At 43.1% G+C, this 18,840-nt stretch carries 13 protein-coding genes; 8 read left to right on the top strand and 5 right to left on the bottom strand.

Annotated features, from left to right (window positions below):
- Positions 1-2: 2 nt before the first annotated feature.
- Together DBR43_RS15975 and DBR43_RS15970 are read right to left on the bottom strand one after the other, a co-directional pair.
- The gene (locus DBR43_RS15975; RefSeq protein WP_124582548.1) at positions 3-6,611 is read right to left on the bottom strand and encodes a polyketide synthase; all 6,609 of its coding nucleotides are present in this window, start codon (positions 6,609-6,611) and stop codon (positions 3-5) included.
- Between the two features lie 513 nt (positions 6,612-7,124).
- Positions 7,125-7,286: a hypothetical protein gene (locus DBR43_RS15970; protein WP_233602992.1), complete on the bottom strand. Its 162-nt coding sequence runs from the start codon at positions 7,284-7,286 to the stop codon at positions 7,125-7,127.
- 413 nt (positions 7,287-7,699) lie between these two features.
- On the opposite strand from DBR43_RS15970, the gene DBR43_RS15965 reads away from it, so the two are divergent.
- The gene (locus DBR43_RS15965; RefSeq protein WP_074604627.1) at positions 7,700-7,924 is read left to right on the top strand and encodes a CDGSH iron-sulfur domain-containing protein; all 225 of its coding nucleotides are present in this window, start codon (positions 7,700-7,702) and stop codon (positions 7,922-7,924) included.
- A gap of 63 nt (positions 7,925-7,987) precedes the next feature.
- On the opposite strand, the gene DBR43_RS15960 is transcribed toward DBR43_RS15965, so the two are convergent.
- The 3 genes from DBR43_RS15960 to DBR43_RS15950 form a co-directional block, all read right to left on the bottom strand.
- Complete coding sequence (locus DBR43_RS15960; RefSeq protein WP_124582546.1) at positions 7,988-8,581, bottom strand: hypothetical protein; 594 nt, start codon at positions 8,579-8,581, stop codon at positions 7,988-7,990.
- 379 nt (positions 8,582-8,960) lie between these two features.
- Positions 8,961-9,212: a hypothetical protein gene (locus tag DBR43_RS15955; protein WP_124582544.1), complete on the bottom strand. Its 252-nt coding sequence runs from the start codon at positions 9,210-9,212 to the stop codon at positions 8,961-8,963.
- A 65-nt stretch (positions 9,213-9,277) separates the two neighbouring features.
- Positions 9,278-11,446: a S46 family peptidase gene (locus DBR43_RS15950; protein ID WP_124582542.1), complete on the bottom strand. Its 2,169-nt coding sequence runs from the start codon at positions 11,444-11,446 to the stop codon at positions 9,278-9,280.
- Positions 11,447-11,552: 106 nt separating this feature from the next.
- Here DBR43_RS15950 and DBR43_RS15945 point away from each other — a divergent pair, with 106 nt between their 5' ends.
- The 7 genes from DBR43_RS15945 (at position 11,553) to DBR43_RS15915 (ending at position 18,726) form a co-directional block, all read left to right on the top strand.
- Positions 11,553-12,029, top strand: coding sequence for a GAF domain-containing protein (locus DBR43_RS15945; RefSeq protein ID WP_124584852.1), 477 nt, complete (start codon positions 11,553-11,555; stop codon positions 12,027-12,029).
- Entirely contained in the window at positions 12,022-12,627 is a 606-nt protein-coding gene (locus tag DBR43_RS15940) for a DNA-3-methyladenine glycosylase (RefSeq protein WP_124582540.1), read from the top strand. The genes DBR43_RS15945 and DBR43_RS15940 overlap by 8 nt, the downstream gene beginning before the upstream one ends.
- Positions 12,628-12,709: 82 nt before the next feature.
- Positions 12,710-13,999 carry a kynureninase gene (gene kynU, locus DBR43_RS15935; RefSeq protein WP_199757067.1) on the top strand — a complete coding sequence of 430 codons (1,290 nt, stop codon included), beginning with the start codon at positions 12,710-12,712 and terminating at the stop codon, positions 13,997-13,999.
- On the top strand, positions 13,996-14,856 hold the full coding sequence (locus DBR43_RS15930) for a bestrophin family protein (RefSeq protein ID WP_124582536.1): 861 nt from the start codon (positions 13,996-13,998) through the stop codon (positions 14,854-14,856). Before kynU ends, DBR43_RS15930 begins: the two co-directional genes overlap by 4 nt.
- On the top strand, positions 14,857-15,756 hold the full coding sequence (locus tag DBR43_RS15925) for a histone deacetylase (protein ID WP_124582534.1): 900 nt from the start codon (positions 14,857-14,859) through the stop codon (positions 15,754-15,756).
- 2 nt (positions 15,757-15,758) lie between these two features.
- Positions 15,759-17,630, top strand: a complete 1,872-nt coding sequence (gene topB / locus DBR43_RS15920) for a DNA topoisomerase III (protein ID WP_124582532.1) — start codon at positions 15,759-15,761, stop codon at positions 17,628-17,630.
- A gap of 19 nt (positions 17,631-17,649) precedes the next feature.
- Positions 17,650-18,726 carry an MBL fold metallo-hydrolase gene (locus tag DBR43_RS15915; protein ID WP_124582530.1) on the top strand — a complete coding sequence of 359 codons (1,077 nt, stop codon included), beginning with the start codon at positions 17,650-17,652 and terminating at the stop codon, positions 18,724-18,726.
- Positions 18,727-18,840 lie beyond the last annotated feature (114 nt).

The following is an 18,840-nucleotide window of genomic DNA, read 5'->3' as shown; positions in this document are numbered from 1 at the left end:
AATTAGTTAATTTCAATCTGAAGATATTTTCCATCCTGATTAGGGTCTTTTACAAACCATGCCGGATTGCCGTTTTCATCTTTTCCTAACCTGGCCCCTGTAACGGGAGGCTGATCTCCATTGATGACAATTGCATTTTCCTTAACGGGTTCGTTTTTTTCTATGGCAGCCGGGAAAAAATCAGCCTCAATCATGGCGTCCATACTTTCCGTAAAACATTTAATCACCTGAGCGATGTCCGCATCGGAGGTAGCTTCAGTAATGAAGCAAGGAAATCCATCTAAGATGTGAATGCCTTTTTCTCTCATCAAGGTAAACATTAATTCGCTGTAGGGAACCTCTTCATTAAATTTTACTTTCCATAGGGAACCATAATTTGCAACAAAAAACGGAAGTTTTCTTCTTGATATTTCTGTATTTAGACTGGCGGCAATGTAATTTCCCTTTTCATTTAACTGTTGTTGAAGAGAAGGTCCCTTTTCTTTCATATAGTTCAGAGATGCTTTTGCCGAAGCTAAAGCTAAAGGGTGACGGACAAAAGTACCCGCAAAATAAGTTACTCCAACCTCTGGATAAGACTGGTCACCGTACTCCCAGGTTCCGCCATCCAGGGCATCCATGAATTCTTTTTTTCCTGCGATGACTCCGATTGGAATCCCTGCACCTACGACTTTTCCATAAGAAGCAAGGTCAACGCGGATATCAAATAACGCTTGTGCACCGCCAGGATGCATTCTGAATCCGGTAATCACTTCATCGAAAATCAAAGCCGTTCCGGAAGCTGTGGTAATCTCTCTTACTTGTTTTATAAATTCTATCGGCACGAATTCTGGTCTCCGGCTTTGGATTGGTTCAATCAGTACCGCCGCAATTTCATCGGCACGTTCTTTAATGATGGCCAATGCTTCTTCTGTACCATAATCCAGCACCAGGATGTTTTGTACCGCTTCGGGCATGATTCCTGCGGCTGCAGGAAAGGATTTTAATTTTTTCGTTCCACGAACCAGCACTTCATCAATAATGCCATGATACGAACCGGTAAATGCGACAATCAAGGAGCGTCCGGTTACCGTGCGGGCAATTCTGATGCAGCCAAGGACGGCTTCTGAACCTGTACTGCATAACGCGGCACGGTCAAAACCGGTAAACTCACAAACCAGCTTGCTGACTTCTGCAGCGAGTTCATGCTGTGGGCCTACCTCATAACCGCTTTCTATCTGATCATGCATTGCTTTCCTGATCACTTCCGGCTGATATCCCAGGAGGTTAGATCCAAAGCCATTTAAAACATCAATGTATTCATTTCCATCAAGGTCCCACATTTTACTGCCACTTGATTTATTGATTACCACCGGGTAAATGAGTTCTTTAGTTTGTGGCCTAAAACCTGAGACCACACGTGGATCAGCCATAAACGACCTGCTTTCTGCAGCATAAGCCTTACTTTTTGATGTTTTAGCGGTATAACTACGGGTCAGTTCCTGAAGAAAATGGAGTTGTTTTGGATTCAGGTCTGAGGAATTGCGCTCTATTTTAGGTGTTGCTCCAAAGGGTTTCTGGATCTCTGCTTTTTCCTGAGGACTTAACTCCTGATTTTCGGAGGATTCAGAACGGACAAAAGCGGGCGCTGCATGTACCAGCGGAACCGTATTCGAGGCTGCCAAAGGTTGGTTCCCCTGCATTAACATCACTTGTTTCGACAGGATCTCCAATTGTTGGGCAATGAGTCCCAATGCGCTGTCATTAACAGGCGCTGTAGGATGTAGTGCTACCGGTTGATGATTTGAGGCATGGGAAGGCTGTGATTGAATCCGTGGTGTACTTACTTCGTCAGGAGCAGTGTTTTTATCCAGGTAATCAACCAGTGCGTCTATGCTGGGGTATTCTTCATTTAATTTTCTAAAGGTAATTGGCAGATTGAATGCTCTCTTTAAGGAAATTGCAACCTGGGTAAGCAATAGCGAGTCCAGTCCGATTTCCAGAAAATTGCTGTCCGTTGGAATGCCATTCATTTCTATCCCGGAGGCATCTTCTAATACTTGTTTGATCTTTGCTGCTAGGTTGTCTTTTCTCATCATAAGAGTATTCATTAATTCTTGCTCATTTACTGCTGGGTTTTCGGCTTCGTTAGGAGCAATAGTTTGATGTATCGCCATTGTTGCGTCGACCCAGTATTTTTTTCTGTCAAATTGATACGTTGGAAGGTTAAGGAAAGTTCTTTCCTGTCCTTCGAAATAATTACTCCAGGCTGGAGTTAAGCCATGAAGCCATAGCTGGCCTAATGCATTTAATATGGAGGAATTCTCCTTCTCTTTATTACTTAAACTAGAGAGGGCTTTAACCTGTTTCGCTTTAAAACCCGCAATCTGTTTAATCAGGGTACTGGTTACGTTTCCCGGACCAATCTCCAGAAAAAGTGGAAGTTCCCGCTCAAGAATCGTCTCAATTGCATCGCTAAACCGCACTGTTTTTCTAAGATGCCCTGCCCAATAATCAGGGTCTGTAGCTTCAGCAGCCGTCAGAATATTTCCTGTAACCGTGGAAACGATTGCGATTTCCGGGGCTTTAAGGGCCACACCAGAAACCACCTTTCTGAATTCATCCACAATAGGATCCATCATTGAAGAGTGGAAAGCATGACTGGTAAATAATAATTTATTGGCAATTTCTCTGGTGTCCAGTAACCTTGCGAATGACATCACCTGATCATCCGGGCCTGCAACCACACAGAGTTTTGGACTATTGATTGCTGCGATGGATAAGTCGCCGGTTAACAATTCAGAAACGGATTCGGCCTCATTTCTTACGGAGAGCATACTTCCTGAAGGAAGCGTGCTTACCATTGCACCTCTGATTGCAATTAGCTTTAATGCCTCTTCCAGTGAAAATACACCCGACAGGTGTGCTGCAACATATTCTCCAATACTGTGTCCACAAAATAGTGTTGGAAGGATTCCCCAGTGCATCCAGAGTTTTGCTAAAGCATATTCCGTTACAAATAATGCAGGTTGGGTATATCTCGTGTCTTTCAGTTTTTCAGAGGCTGAGTCAGATGGCTCAGGTGGGAAGATAATGTCTCTGATGTCCAGCTGAATGTATGGAGTAAGTAATGTTGCACATTGGTCTACTGCGGCTTTATATACCGGCTCTTCCAGGTAAAGTTCCCTTCCCATATTCAAATACTGTGCACCTTGACCAGGAAATGTAAATACCACTTCTCCCGGTAGCTCTATCAGCTGGTGGGCACCGGTGGGACTTGGTTTCTCTTCAGAAAGTGCCTGTTGTAGCTGCGTTGCATCACCTGAGACCTGAAACCTTCTGAAACGAAGATCCGTCCTTGACTTTTGCAGGGTATAGGCGATATCGGAAATATTGACTTCTCCACGATCTTTCAGATCTGCAGAAAGGGCTTTGGCATATTGATCCCTGCTATATTCTGAATTTGCGGACCAGGCAATCAATTCGGAAGACCTGCCCGCTGATGAGCGGGAAGGTTTGTTTTCATAGCCTTCAAGGATCACATGGACATTGGTTCCGCCAACACCAAAAGAGCTGACTCCGGCAATTTTCCTGTCTGCATCCCATTTCGATAAGGAATGGTTAACATAAAACGGGCTATTGGCAAAATCAATATTTCGGTTGGGGCTGACATAACCAAGAGAGGCCGGGATTTTTTTATGATGTAATGCCAGGCAGGTTTTTATCAGACCCGCTACACCGGCAGCCTGTGTTAAATGACCAAAATTACTCTTGATAGAACCAATTGCACAGAACTGATGCTTTTTTTGTGCTCCAAAGGCGGTCTGGAGTCCTTCAAATTCTATGGGGTCACCAATTGGGGTGCCTGTTCCATGCGTTTCGATATAGCTGATTTCCGAAGCTTCAATTCCAGCATCTTCGATCGCCTGAGCGATGGCATCTGCTTGTCCTTCTGTACTTGGAGCGGTGAAGCTTCCTTTACCAGAGCCGTCATTATTTATGCCTACGCCTTTGATCAGCCCATAAATCGTATCGCCATCTCTTTGGGCATCTTCCAGTCTTTTTAAGAGGACCACACCTGCACCGTCACTAAATACAGTTCCGGTTGCTGCATCATCGAAAGGACGACAATGTCCATCGACACTAAGCATACTTCCTTCCTGATAAAGGTGACCACTATTGATGGGTGAAGTGATACTTGCGCCGCCGGCTAATGCAACATCACATTGTCCGGAACGGAGGCTATTTACCGCCTGGGCAATGGCAAGTAAAGACGTCGAACAAGCTGAGTTAACACTAACTGCCGGGCCTTTTAAGTCCAGGTGATAAGCCGTTCTGGAAGCAATATAATCCTTTTCATTAACGGTGAGCACTTGTAATTTTCCCTGGTTTTCAATAAGATCAGGATGTGGCAATACATTATATTCATAATAGGTATTGCTGCCACTACCAGCAAAAACCCCTGTTTTCTGATCGTTTTTTGAGGCAGAATGACCAGTTTGTTCCAATACTTCCTGCGCGATTTCAAGAAAAATTCGCTGTTGAGGATCCATAAGCTGTGCCAGTTTGGGATTAATTCCAAAAAAGACCGGATCAAACTGATCGGCATCTTTTATAATTCCTCTTGCACTTACATAGGATGGATCTTGCCTGATATGCGCTGGAATACTGGTGTCCAGTTCAGCCAGTGTAAAGAATGTGGTGGTTTCTCTTCCCTCTGTGAGCAGGTTCCATAAGCCATCTATGGTATTGGCTCCCGGAAATCTGCCTGCCATTCCAATTACCGCAATGTCGGCAGATTGATTTTTTGCAGTTCCTTTTTTGAATTCCTTATCCCTTGCAGAGGTATTCTTGTCCAGAAATTTTGCTATCGCAGCAACGTTTGGGAATTGATATAATTTGGTGATTGGTAAATGATAATCCAGCTTGTATTTTAATTCCGATACCACCTTTTGGGCCAGTAGTGAATTTCCGCCGAGTTCAAAGAAATTATCATCTATTCCTATTTTGTCATATTGAAGGATATCCGATAGGAGATAAGCGATTTCTTTTTCCAGCCTTGTCCCCGGTTTTTTATAAAGCACGTTCAACTCCGGTCTTTTAGCATCCGGTTTTGGCAGTAGTTTTTTATCTATCTTTCCGCTAACGGTTTTTGGAAATTGTTCCAGCCAGATGAAACTTGAAGGAATCATATAGTCAGGCAGTAGGTTCATGATCTGGTCACGCAGGATTTTGGCATCGAAAGTCTGCTTGTTTCCAACCACATAAGCCACAAGGTTTTTTCTTCCCGGCTGATCTTCCCTTAACAGGACTACCGCTTGTTCTACACTTTCGTGCTGCATTAATGCAACTTCTATCTCTCCAAGTTCAACCCTGTTACCGCGTATTTTGATTTGACCATCTTTTCGTCCATGAAATTCTATCTCTCCATTTTCCAGGTATTTCCCAAGATCCCCGGTTCTGTAAATCTTTATTTTACCGAGTACAGGGTGAACCCAGTCCATGAATTTTTCAGTGGTTAATTCTTTCTGGTTTAGGTATCCATCTGCGAGACATACCCCTGAAATGCATAATTCACCTTCATTTCCGTTTTCCAGCAACTGGAGGTTTTCATCCAGGATAAATACAGAGGAACCCGCCATCGGACTGCCAATGGTGGGAATTGCAGGCCATTCTTCAGGATCTCCTGATAATTTCAGTGTCGTGACACAAACCGTGGCTTCTGTTGGGCCATAAATATTTAGAAAGCTACTGCCGGTTAATGCAGAGAAGAAAGCTTTTATCGTAGCGCTGATTTTTAAAAGTTCACCCCCGGTGGTGACTTCCTTTAGCTGGAGTGGATATTTGTTTTCTGCAACGGAAGCCTCTGTGAGATATTGCAAGGTCACATATGGAAAAAATGCTTTGTTGATCTGATGTTGAATCAGGAAGCTCAATAACCTACCTCCGTCGAGGCGGTCATCGTCTCCAATCAGGTATAGTGTTCCTCCTGTTGTTAATGGGACAAAGATTTCCTGAAAAGAAGCGTCGAAACTCAAATGACAGAACTGCAATGATCTGGTACCCACTTCGCTCAGGGAGTGCTCTTTCTGCCAATTTAGAAAGTTGGTTAAACCTTGATGCCCCAGGCAGACACCTTTGGGTTTTCCTGTAGAACCGGAAGTGTAAAGCACACAGCCATTTAGGCCGGATTTTATTGGGGCAAGATCTATTTCTGATGCAGTTTGCGCTGCATGAACAGGCTGTAGTCCAAGATTGGAAAAAAAGACGGATTCACTGCTTAAGGCGATACATGTTTTAACTCCTGAGTCTGTTATAATTTGATGAAGCCTATTTTCGGGATAGCTGGGATCCAATGGGAGGTAAGCTTTACCCGCTTTTAATATGGCCAGTAAAGAAATAATCATTTCCAGGGAGCGGCTGGCACTGACTCCGATAATTTCCTGATCAAGGGCAATGCTTAATAAAACCTGCTTTAAGGCCTCCGATTTGGCGTCTAATTCCTTATAGCTTAGTTTCTTGTCGTTAAAAACCACTGCATTAAGTTCCGGATGTTGCAATGCAGTAATTTCAAACAACTGTTGAACATGGCTTTCTTTGTTATGGCTTAATGTGAACGGTGCTACGGACATAAGGGAAAAGATTGAAAATTTGGCATACCAAGTTAAAGTTTTAGAAAAACGATGATCTCAAGTTCTTTATTGATGATAAAAAATATTAGTTATTTATAGACTTCTACCTGGAAGCCTGGAAACATTAGCTAACCTATTTCAAATAGCTCTCCTTATTTTAGAGATTTTATTATAATCTAATTATACATTTTTCTAAAATACTAAAATAAGAAGAGGTTGTATGGAAAAAAAAATGGCTAATACTGAAATCTCAGTAGGGACATAGTTAGTAACTGCCTTTTTATTAGTTTTTTGTGGATTTTTAGTGGCTGTGACTCGGCTTTTCTTCCAAAGTGGCAGGTGTTGAGACTGTGGAGTTTCGGTTACATTTTTTCTGTAAAATAGTTGTTGTAACTGAATGTGAATGGCCTTCAGTTGAAGCGTAAACTGGACATGTTGTCCGGTATTGAGGTAATCTTTACCCAGTATCGGGCATAAAAAAAGCCGCTTAAAAAGCAGCTTCTCTTGTTGGATCTATTTCTTTTCCGGTGGAGTGGATACGATCTCTCCGAATTCATTCACATAAGCCATCATGCTTTCCAGGTCACCGCCTGTAGAATTCTGCTGGCGTTCCTGCTTGCGTTGTTCTTTATCTTCTTTTTTCTTCTGCCTGTTTTTTTCTAGTTGCTTCTTCATGAAGGTAGCCTGAGATTTAGCCATAAATTCAATGTATTAGTTAAAAAATAACTCTCTCCTCTGGTTTTACCTATTCTATAAGCCTGCTTTTGTTGATTCCATTATAGATCAATCTGGCTAGAATGTAATTTAATTCTCGGGAGGCAACGGATCAGCAACCTGGAGAAATTGAAACCTGATCAAATGGATTGATCAGCAAGTAAGTAGTAAGAGAATAGTTGTAATGATATCCCGTTTGATGCAAATATAAGCAATTTTATGTTCATAATCAATTCCGGCGCAGTTTTAAATCGGGAAAAGCAGGAGGGGGATCTGTTTAAATGTTTTCTGAGGCGTTAATGTGAATGAATCTAAATTGCAAAGAGCGCTTTTGTCTGAAGATTCAATCTCTATTTTTGTAAAAAAAATTAAACATGTCAAAAACTAAACTAACAATAAATAGCAACGGCTCTGTGAAGATTGATGGCGACTTCGAAATTGTCGATGCTCAAGGTAATGAATACGGTCTGCAGGGAAGAACAGTGTTGTCTATCTGTCGCTGCGGTTTATCTGCCAATAAGCCTTTTTGTGATGGTGCACACCGTGGACATTTTGAGCACGATGCGATTGCATTTGAGCTTCCTCCAAAAAAGGTATAGTATAAGCGTTGTTTGTATAGAAAAAGTAAGGCCTGATGTCAATTGACGTTAGGCCTTACTTTTTTATTTGCGAAGGGTCAGTGTGTAATTGGTGAGTACCTTCCCCTTGACGATCTTGGTTGTTGGAAGTCTCTGCTGTATGCTGAGGTCGTATTTGATATTGCCGGCATTCACGAAAAATTTCAATGAATCCGAAACAATGAGGGGGGATAAGGTTGCCTTTGCAGCCCTGGCATCAGGGGAGATGTTGATTGCCTTAGCAAGACTGTCTGTTTTACTGCCACTTTTGATGAGTACTTTTATGCTGGAGAAATTTCTAATGTTATTTAGGGTGTCCACATAATTGCTGTCTCTTTTGCCATCTGAGGTTTTGCGTGGTACAGAATCCAGGGCAATGATAAAGCTGGATAGTTTAATGCTGACAATGTCTTTCAGTTCAAATCCTCCGGCCTTCTTTATTTCTTCTGTCAGATTTAATAGTCCCGGCAGATCTTTGATGCTGTTATTCGGATTGCTGGTATTTGAACTGATGGCAAGTTCAAAAGGGATACTGTCTGTCTTGGTAATGATGTCGCGCTGGATGCTCTCAGTAACTTTGTTACAGGCGGAAAAAGCGAGTAAGAGTGCTGCCGTTATAAATAGTAAGTTCGTTTTCATAGTTGTGATCACTTATTGCCGGATGATAAAAAATGCCGATGTAAAAGTACATATTAACCGGCAGATTTGTCTATAAAGTATCTTGCTGTATTTGTTGTTTTTTACCTTTAAATTCCTAGTTTTGATTAGCCTCTTTTCTCTTCTTTTTTCTGCCTTAAATCACAAAACATCTATAATATTTGGCATTAAATGATAGCCATATAATGTTTTGTTTTATTTTTTAATTCTCTGTTTGTCAGTGTTGTTGATGCTGTTTTGTTTATATATTACTGTAGGTTTAGTTTAATTTTGGGTTTGTTTTCGCTATTTTTTGCAGAATAATATTTTGTTTTGTTGTTATTTTATCTGTAATACAGTGTGTTATGTTTGTTTCTTTCAACTAGTATTGTTGTCTGTTGTAGGCGGCTGAAAAATCGGCTCTCATTGTCTTGAACCGCTCTACTACAGTGGCAATAAATGCCTCGTCCAGCATCTGAAATATTTCATTTGCCCCTCCTCCACTCAGGTCTAATTCAGATAATTTATAACTCTGTTCCAGTGTTCCCTGTTCAAATTTTACAATGTATTTCTGGTTCATATTGAATAGGGTGATTTTGAATTCCGGATGTGGTAGTTCTGCTATTACTCTCATATTTTTTCTTTAATAAAAAGCCGTCGTTTTCTATATGAACGACGGCTTTCAGGTTTTGTTTCTTGTTATAATTTAACGCCCATTTCCTTGATCAGGAAATCTGCTTTGTCGATTTTGGAGGCTACCCATAGCACGTAACGGATGTCAACACCTATTGATCTGCTGTAACTTTCGTTCCATGCATAATCGTTAATGGTTGCTCCATAAGCGCGGTCAAAGTTGACACCAATCAGCTCACCTTTAGCATTCATGATTGGAGAACCGGAGTTTCCACCGGTAGTATCCATATTGTAAAGGAAGGATACCGGAACATCATTCAGGTCTTTTTTAGCAAAAGGACCAAAGTCTTTAGCGTTCCATAGGGCCTTGATTTGGGCAGGGTAATCGAATTCCGGGTTTCCACTTGTCCCTTTTTCAAGAATTCCTTTGATGGTGGTATATGGTCTCATATAAGAGGCGTCTGCAGGCCAATATCCTCTTACGTAGCCGTAAGTAAGGCGTAAAGTGCTGTTGGCATCCGGGATAAAGTCCTTTTTCTTGAATTTCTCTTTTACATTCACGTAGTCGCCCATTAACTTGTTTAATAAGCCTTCCCTACGGTCTTTTTCAGGTTTGATCTCCGCGATTTGTCTGGCGATGTCTTTTTCGAACAACAATAGCCCGTCGTTATAGTCGGCAATGGCTTTAGGAGATTTTAAAAGCGTATTCATGACGTACGATTCATCTTTTAGTTTACTGAGGCCAAGGGTGTTTTCAATGAACTGATCTATCACTGCATTGCTGTTTGCTCCCTTGCTGCTGACTTTATTTACTGCAGTTACCTTTTGGTTCGGATTAAACGCTGCGGCATCTGTCAACATTCTTTTGAAGATCTTTCTGTCTACCTCTATTTCGTAAGCTTCATAAGTGTTGCTCAATGATTGTTTTAAGCTACTGATGTTCTGGTCAAAGAAGTTTTGTTTCTCTGCTGCAGGTTGTGCATCCAGAGCTGCTTTGAAGTTGTTGATGTTTCTTGATACAGATAATAAACTGGTGGAGTTGTAGATTTGGGCAAACCATAAATCTCTCTGTGCGTCTCCATTGATGAGTTTATATAAATTATCAATGTCGTTCATCAGGTTGCCGTATTTTGCTTTTACATCAACGTTGTTATTGATGAACTGCGCCAATGAAGCGTCTTCTTCTTTCTTTTGTGAAATGAGGTCGATGCCTTTTAATCCCTGAAGTTTTCCTCTGTAGTTTTTCAATACATTGGCATTTCTCTTGATTCTGGTGGCCAGTTTGATTTCCGTGGTTTTGTTTTTCTTACCTGCGTTTTCCATCGTGCTGTTTTGGAAGTCGTACAATTCAGATACATATGGCAAAACGTATTGTTGCTGATACTGGATGAATTCAGCAGGGCGGTGGCGGAAGGTTTTTCCAGGATATCCTAAGATAAATACAAAATCTTCTTCATTGGTGCCGCTTGGGTTTACTTTTAAGAACTTCTTAGGCGTATATGGAACGTTGTCTTTTGAATATTTTGCAGGAGAACCGTCTTTTGCCACATAGGCACGCATGAAAGAGAAGTCTCCTGTGTGGCGTGGCCATACCCAGTTGTCTGTTTCGCCGCCATATTCACCGATTTGACGATTAGGTACATAAACCAGTCTGACATCCTGGATGGTCTTGTAGCGGAATAGCACATAAGTCTTTCCGATAAACATTTCTGATACTTCAGCCTTAATGCCTGGGTCTTTTTTCTCTGCATCTACTGCGATGTTTTTCATGGCATCGTTGATGAGTTTTAACCTGGAAGCGGGATCTTCGATCTGAGCTACTGCACCCAGAATCCTGTCAGACACATCTTCATAACTGTCGGTAATACGGCAGGTTAAGCCTTTTGCTTCAATTTCCTGTTCATGTGATTTGGCTACAAATCCATTGGTCAGGTAATCATGTTCCGGAGTGCTCGCCAGCTGTACCGCGCTGAATGCGCAATGGTGATTGGTGATGATCAGACCTTCACTGGATACGAATGATCCTGTGCATCCGCCTACGTTAACAAGGGCATCTACAAGGCTAGTACCTTTGGGATTATAGATTTCATTCTGGTCTATCTTCAGGCCTGCTTTCTTTAAGTCTAGTTTGTGAATTTCGCTTAACGGAAACATTCCTTCGTCCCAGGGTTTGTAGCCTGACTGGAGGATTCCGAGTGCCAATAGTGAAGTAAATAATAAGGTTTTCTTATTCATTTCGATGGTGTGTTTATTTATGAAACCCCAAACTTAGATAAAATTTTGGCAACATTTAGGATCGGGCTTTTGTATCTTTGGGTATTAAAAAATAATGAAATTTGATATGGCCGAAGATTTAAAGATTGTTACAGATATCAGTAAGGAGGAGCAGTACCGTTCCTTAATTCCTCAGATCGCGGCTTTGATTGAGGGGGAGCCCGATCAGATTGCGAATCTGGCAAATATTGCCGCGGCGCTGAAAGAGCAGTTCGGGTGGTTCTGGGTAGGCTTTTACCTGGTGAAGAATGAAGTACTGGTTTTGGGACCGTTTCAGGGGCCTGTTGCCTGTACCCGAATTCAAAAGGGAAAAGGAGTTTGCGGGGCTTCCTGGTTACAGGAAGAGACCTTAATCGTTCCTGATGTGGAAGCGTTCCCCGGTCATATTGCCTGCGCAGCAGCATCCCGTTCGGAGATTGTCCTGCCCTTGTTTAAGGATGGGGAGGTAATCGGTGTTTTAGATGTAGATAGTGAACATCTGGCTCATTTTGATGAGGTTGATGCGAAATACTTAAAGGAAATAATTAGTTTGCTGGATGCCTAAACTGCCTTTTTCTTTTTACCAGAATGATGATGTAAATGCGCTTGCACTGCAGCTGTTGGGGAAACGGTTGTATACCCGTATCGACGGACAGGTGACTGCCGGAATCATCGTGGAAACTGAAGCGTATAAAGGAGTAGAGGACAAAGCATCCCATGCTTATGGCGGACGTTTTACGGACCGCACCAAGGTGATGTATGAGAACGGAGGGTTGTCTTATGTGTACCTTTGTTATGGAATTCATTACCTGTTTAATGTGGTGACGGGGCCGGAGAAGACGCCGCATGCGGTGTTGATCCGGGGACTGGAGCCGCTGACGGGTTTGGAGCTGATGATGGAAAGAAGGGGGATGTCGGTGCTGAAGCCTAATATCACCGCCGGACCGGGGGCCCTGGCTAAAGCCATGGGGATCGATCGTCTCCTGAATGCCAAAGACCTTACCGGAGAGGAGATCTGGATTGAAGATGCCGTTCCCGGCTGGAACATTAACGAAACCGTTTCCGGGCCGAGAATCGGCGTAGATTATGCCGGAGATCATGCATTGTTGCCCTGGAGGTATTATGTCAAAGGCAATAAATATGTGAGCAAACCAAGGAGCTGATCCGCCTGGATAAAAACAGGTTGTGGATAACAAAAGGGCAGGTAAGTTTATTTATCTGCCTTTTTTATTGATATTTGAAACAATGAAATTTGAGAACACTTTAGCTTTTGCGCAAAGCCTGGATCAGGCAGATTTGCTTTCTGATCGAAGAAACGATTTCTTGTTTCCTCAACAAAATGGAAAACCTTTTATCTATTTGTGTGGTAACTCTTTAGGTTTGCAGCCTAAAGCAGCACGTGAAGTGCTGGAACTGCAATTGAGTAACTGGGAGAACCTTGCCGTGGAGGGTTGGTTTGAAGGAAAAAGCCCCTGGATGTTTTACCATAAGGAGCTTAAAAAGTTGATGGCACCTATCGTTGGTGCGACTCCATTGGAGGTTTGTCCAATGAACACATTGACGGTAAATCTTCATCTTTTGATGGTCAGTTTCTATAAACCTGAAGGCAGTCGCTTCAAAATTATCATGGAGGCCGGCGCTTTTCCTTCTGATCAGTATGCGATCGAAAGTCAGGTTCGCTTTCATGGCTTTGATCCTAAAGATGCCATAATTGAAGTGAGCCCGAGGGCGGGTGAGTATACGCTTAGAACGGAAGATATTATTGCGGAGATTGAAGCAAATGGGGCAGAGATTGCCCTTGTGTTGTTTGGTGGTGTAAATTATTTCACCGGACAATGGTTTGATATGGAAGCGATCACTAAAGCTGGTCATGCAGCAGGTGCAGTTGTCGGGTTTGACCTGGCACATGCGGCTGGGAATGTGCCTTTGAAACTGCACGACTGGAACATAGATTTTGCCTGCTGGTGTTCTTATAAATACCAGAATTCAGGTCCCGGCGGTATCAGCGGAATCTTTGTGCACGACAAGCATTTCGGAGATCAGACACTTCAGCGCTTTGCGGGATGGTGGGGTTATCAGGAAGAGCAGCGATTTAAGATGGAGAAGGGTTTTGTTCCTGAAGCAGGTGCGGATGGCTGGCAGATCAGCTGTACGCAGGTGATGCCCATGGCGCTCTACCATGCCTCACTTTTGAATTTTGAAAAAGCAGGCTTTATAGCGCCTTTAAGAGCTAAAAGTAAAACTTTAACTTCTTATCTGATTTACCTTATAAATGAAGTGAATAGCGCGCTGGGAGAAGAGCAGTTTAAGGTGATTACGCCTGCGGAAGAGAAAGACCGCGGTGCACAGGTTTCCATCATCGCGAAAGAGGATGGAAAGGAAATCTTTCAGCAGCTGGTTGCACACAATGTGCTGGGCGATTGGAGGGAACCTAATGTGATCCGTTTAAGTCCGGTTCCGATGTACAACTCTTTTGAAGATGTATTTCTTTGCGCGGAGCTGATGCTTAAAATAAGTAAGGAGCTGCGCCGATGATCAATTATAATCCCAAAGACTGGATCACCTTTATCTTTCATTTTGATAAAGCAGATACCTTCAGAAAATTATGGCCGCTGATGATCAGTGTAGCCATATTCTCCGGTGCCATCGCTTATCTGGAACTCAATTACCTGAAGCTTTCGGAGAGCTCCTATGTGAAGAATATCGGAATGATGCATAGCCTGCTTGGCTTTGTGATCTCCATGTTACTGGTGTTCCGGACCAATACCTCTTACGACAGGTGGTGGGAAGGCCGCCGACTGCTTGGTGCCCTGACCAATATCAGCCGTAACTTCGCGATAAAGATCAAGGCATTAAGAATGAGCAAGGAAGATAATGAGTTTTTTGACTATGCCATCCCAAAATATGCTTTCGCATTGAAGGAGCATTTAAGGGAAAAACAGTACTTCGGTAAGAACAGTTTACTGATCGAAGTAGATGCCGGAAAACACATTCCAAACCAGGTTGCCACGAGTATTTCCAGCCGGATCTTTGATTTGCAGGCGGCAGGAAAGATCAGCCAGGAGCAATTGATTATACTTAATGCAGATGTTCATCAATTTACAGATATCTGTGGTGGATGTGAGCGGATTAAGAGAACACCTATTCCTTATTCGTATAGTGCTTTTATTAAGAAATTCCTTTTCATTTATGTGATTACGCTTCCTTTTGGATGGGTGTTTAGCCTGGGTTATTTTGTCATTCCTATTGTGCCTTTTATCTTGTATGTACTGGCGAGTTTAGAGCTGATTGCAGAAGAGATTGAGGATCCATTTGGTTTGGATGCGAATGATTTGCCGGTGGATGAGATCTGCAACAACATTGAAAAACATGTAGGGGAGATCTTAAATTAAATGGTTAAGATTGCCTGGCATCATTTATTTGCACATCCTTTACCTGAGGGACACCGCTTTCCGATGATCAAATATGAATTGATCCCGGAGCAGTTGTTGTACGAAGGTGTCATTAGTGCTTCCCATTTGTTTGCGCCTGAGCGGGTCTCAGAAGCGGTCATTTTGTTAAGTCATGAGCAGGGGTACTGGGAACAGCTCAGGGATTTAACCCTTCCGGCGAGGGAGCAAAGGCGAATCGGTTTTCCCTTAACGGCACAGCTGCTGGAAAGGGAGATGAGAATTGCCCAGGGGACTATTGATGGGGCGCTCTATGCGAAAGCAAATGGGATTGCCTTTAATGTGGCCGGAGGGACGCATCATGCGGGGAGCAATTGGGGAGAAGGATTTTGTTTGCTGAATGATCAGGCGATTGCGGCAAATTACCTGCTGAATGCCGGATTGGCATCAAGAATCTTAATCATAGATTTAGATGTTCATCAGGGAAATGGAACGGCAGAAATTTTTTATAATGAAGCCCGGCTGTTTACGTTTTCTATGCATGGGGATAAGAATTTCCCTTTCAGAAAAGAAAGGTCAGACCTGGACATTCCTTTGGATGACGGGATTACAGATGAAGCGTTCCTGGCGAAACTGGAAGAAACACTTCCTTTGCTTTTGGCACATCAGCCGGATTTCGTATTCTACCTGTCGGGCGTAGATGTATTGGAAAGCGACAAGCTTGGCAAGCTGGCTTTGTCGAAAGAAGGTTGTAAAGAACGGGACAGGAAAGTATTGCAATTTTGCAAAGACCACAACTTGCCGGTACAGGTAAGCATGGGCGGAGGTTATTCTCCAAACATAAAAGACATTGTGGATGCACATTGTAATACATTTAAGATTGGTTTAGATATTTTTGAATAATTATGAAGATTGTAATTGCAGAAAAACCCTCTGTAGGGCGTGAGTTGGCGAAAGTCTTCGGTGCTACCACTAGAAAGGATGGATATATAGAAGGAAACGGGTATTCTTTTACCTGGGCCTTTGGGCATTTACTTCAATTGGCTCCGCCACAGGAATATGGTTTTATAGGATGGAGAAGGCAACATTTGCCGATGCTGCCCAGGAAATTTAAACTGGCGATCCGCAAGATCAAGACGAAAGACGGTCTGGTGGAAGATCCGGGAGTAAGAAAGCAGCTGGACATCATAAAAATGCTTTTTGATGAGGCGACAGAGATCATTGTTGCGACGGATGCCGGGAGGGAAGGTGAATTGATCTTCCGTTATATCTATTATTTTCTGAAATGTAAAAAGCCTTTTAAGCGGCTCTGGATCTCTTCCCAAACTGATGAGGCGATAAAAGAGGGCTTCCGTAACCTTAAACCGGGGACAGATTATGATACTTTATTTAACTCGGCACATTGCAGGTCGGAATCCGATTGGCTGGTTGGAATGAACGCCACTCAGGCTTTGAGTATTTCTGCGGGCAACCGTTCTGTATTGTCGCTGGGCAGGGTGCAAACACCTACATTGGCGATGATTTGCTCCCGTTTTCTGGAAATTAAGAACTTTGTTCCGCAGACCTATTACCAGCTGGCCATCCAGCTGGATAAAGACGGGCAGCTTTTTAAAGCCATTTCTGTAAGTAACTTTAACAACAAGGAAGAGGCGCAGGGCTTATTTGATCAGATTCAGGATGTGGCGGGTGGTTTCCCTAACGGAGGTAAAATCCTCAGCGTGGAGGCCAAACCAAGAAAAGAGCCACCTCCGCTGTTGCATGATTTAAGTAGCTTACAGCAGGAGGCAAATAAACGCAAGGGTTTTACTGCCGATCAGACACTTAGCTTGTTACAGGGCTTGTATGAGAGTAAACTCGTGACTTATCCCCGTACGGGGAGCAGGTATATCGGCGACGATGTTTTTGCCGGCGTACCCAATCTGATTGATAAATTAAAAGAACATAAAGATTTCGGTAAACAGGCAGAATTCCTGAGTACCGCAAAACTGAGCAAGAGAAGTGTAAATGCTAAAAAAGTAACGGATCACCATGCGATTCTTCCTACCGGAGAATCGGCTTATCAGTTGAGTGGGGATAAACAGGCGATCTATGACATGGTTGTAGGCCGCATGCTGGAAGCATTTCATCAGGAATGTGTGAAAGAAATCACCAAAATATCTGTGGAATCCGGTTCTGTATTCATTGCGAATGGAACGGTAATCCGTTCTGCTGGCTGGAGGTCTGTGTTCAATGAGAATGACGAAGAGAAAAAAGACGAGGAAAATCCTTCTTTACCTAAAGTAAAAGCAGGAGAGGAATTACCGGTGGTCAATAAAGCCTTTATGGAAAAACAGACCAAGCCGAAACCAATGTACAATGAGGCTTCGCTGCTTAAAGCGCTGGAAACTTCAGGTAAGGACATTGAGGATGAGGAACTGCGTTATGCGATGAAAGACAGCGGGCTGGGAACTCCGGCTACCAGGGCTTCCATTATCGAAACGCTGATCAACAGGGAATATATCCTTCGTGAAAAGAGAAATCTGGTACCAACTCCAAAGGGACTTGCAGTATATGATGTGGTGAAAGACCAGAAAATTGCACAGGCAGAATTAACCGGACAGTGGGAGAAACGCCTGGAAGAAATTCGATCGGGTGCCTCTGTGGCAGATTTTAAAGCAGAGATTACAGAATATACCAAAGCGATTACCCACGAGATGTTGCTGGCGGGGAATGGTCTGGCTGCGAAATTAAGTCCGCCGAAGGAAGAAAAACCAGCGGAAACACCGGCTGCAACCTAAAATTTAATAGAAAGGGCTTATGTATGTGGTTATCATTATTGTTGCATTGATCCTGTTTAGCGTTTGGACGCTAAACTTGCCGGTCTTTGGAAGTTTGCCTGAGCAGGAACGGCTGATAAAAATTAAGACCCTTCAGAATTATGGGCATGGAGAACTGACCAACCGTTCTTTAACTCCCATGTTACCGGATGGAGTCACTTACTGGGACATCATCCTTGGGATGCTCAGGGGAAATAAAAATGCAAGGCCTAAAAAGGCACTTCCTCATCTGGTACCTGATTTTTCGGCAGTTGAAGGAATAAAGATTACCTGGTTTGGGCATTCCTCTTACCTGCTGCAGGTGGATGGCATCCGGATTCTGGTGGATCCGGTATTCAGTGCAAGAACTTCTCCGTTTTCCTTTATCGGAACAAAGAATTATGAGGGTACGGACTTTGTAAAAGTGGAAGACTTTCCTGAGCTCGATCTGGTATTGATCAGTCACGACCATTATGACCATCTGGATTACCAAAGCATACTTATGTTAAAGGGTAAGACGAAACATTTCATCACTTCAATAGGAGTGGGTGCGCATTTGGAGCGCTGGGGAATTCCTGCAGATAAAATTACTGAGCTGGCCTGGGGAGAGGAAAAAGAAATCAATGGATTGAAGTTTCTGGCAAGAACTGCCCGTCATTTTTCCGGAAGGAAATTTAAGCGAAATCAATCATTATGGTCTGCTTTCATCCTTCAGACCCCTCATCATAAATTATACCTGGGTGGCGATTCCGGTTATGACACTCATTTCAAAGCAGATGGGGAACAGTACGGTCCTTTTGATCTTGCGATTCTGGAGTGTGGGCAGTACAATGTTCATTGGCCACTCATTCACATGTTTCCGGAACAAACGGTGCAGGCAGCCATAGATCTGAAAGCGAAAGTTTTGCTTCCGGTACATTGGGGTAAGTTTACATTGGCAACGCACGACTGGAACGAACCGATCATGAGGGCTGTTAAAAAGGCAGAAGAAGAGGGAGTTCAGCTCAGCACACCGATGTTGGGGGAACCTTTAATCTTAGACAAGTCTTATCCATCGGGTAAATGGTATCTTGACTAACCTTTTCTCCTACTGTCTTCCTTGGTATATCACAGTTAACTGGAACGTCACGGAGATCTCCCTGAAATATGTCAGGAACGTCTTTTCGTCCAAAAAGACGTTCCTGGTACGTTC

It is taken from the genome of Pedobacter sp. KBW06 (assembly GCF_003852525.1).
Lineage (GTDB): Bacteria > Bacteroidota > Bacteroidia > Sphingobacteriales > Sphingobacteriaceae > Pedobacter.
This window is presented reverse-complemented; position numbering and strand designations above follow the sequence as displayed.

Excerpts from the sequence above, each read along its gene's own strand:
- DBR43_RS15975 (WP_124582548.1), bottom strand. The coding sequence starts at position 6,611 with ATGTCCGTAGCACCGTTCACATTAAGCCATAACAAAGAAAGCCATGTT.
- DBR43_RS15970 (WP_233602992.1), bottom strand. The coding sequence starts at position 7,286 with ATGAAGAAGCAACTAGAAAAAAACAGGCAGAAGAAAAAAGAAGATAAA.
- DBR43_RS15965 (WP_074604627.1), top strand. The coding sequence starts at position 7,700 with ATGTCAAAAACTAAACTAACAATAAATAGCAACGGCTCTGTGAAGATT.
- DBR43_RS15960 (WP_124582546.1), bottom strand. The coding sequence starts at position 8,581 with ATGAAAACGAACTTACTATTTATAACGGCAGCACTCTTACTCGCTTTT.
- DBR43_RS15955 (WP_124582544.1), bottom strand. The coding sequence starts at position 9,212 with ATGAGAGTAATAGCAGAACTACCACATCCGGAATTCAAAATCACCCTA.
- DBR43_RS15950 (WP_124582542.1), bottom strand. The coding sequence starts at position 11,446 with ATGAATAAGAAAACCTTATTATTTACTTCACTATTGGCACTCGGAATC.
- DBR43_RS15945 (WP_124584852.1), top strand. The coding sequence starts at position 11,553 with ATGGCCGAAGATTTAAAGATTGTTACAGATATCAGTAAGGAGGAGCAG.
- DBR43_RS15940 (WP_124582540.1), top strand. The coding sequence starts at position 12,022 with ATGCCTAAACTGCCTTTTTCTTTTTACCAGAATGATGATGTAAATGCG.
- kynU (WP_199757067.1), top strand. The coding sequence starts at position 12,710 with ATGAAATTTGAGAACACTTTAGCTTTTGCGCAAAGCCTGGATCAGGCA.
- DBR43_RS15930 (WP_124582536.1), top strand. The coding sequence starts at position 13,996 with ATGATCAATTATAATCCCAAAGACTGGATCACCTTTATCTTTCATTTT.
- DBR43_RS15925 (WP_124582534.1), top strand. The coding sequence starts at position 14,857 with ATGGTTAAGATTGCCTGGCATCATTTATTTGCACATCCTTTACCTGAG.
- topB (WP_124582532.1), top strand. The coding sequence starts at position 15,759 with ATGAAGATTGTAATTGCAGAAAAACCCTCTGTAGGGCGTGAGTTGGCG.
- DBR43_RS15915 (WP_124582530.1), top strand. The coding sequence starts at position 17,650 with ATGTATGTGGTTATCATTATTGTTGCATTGATCCTGTTTAGCGTTTGG.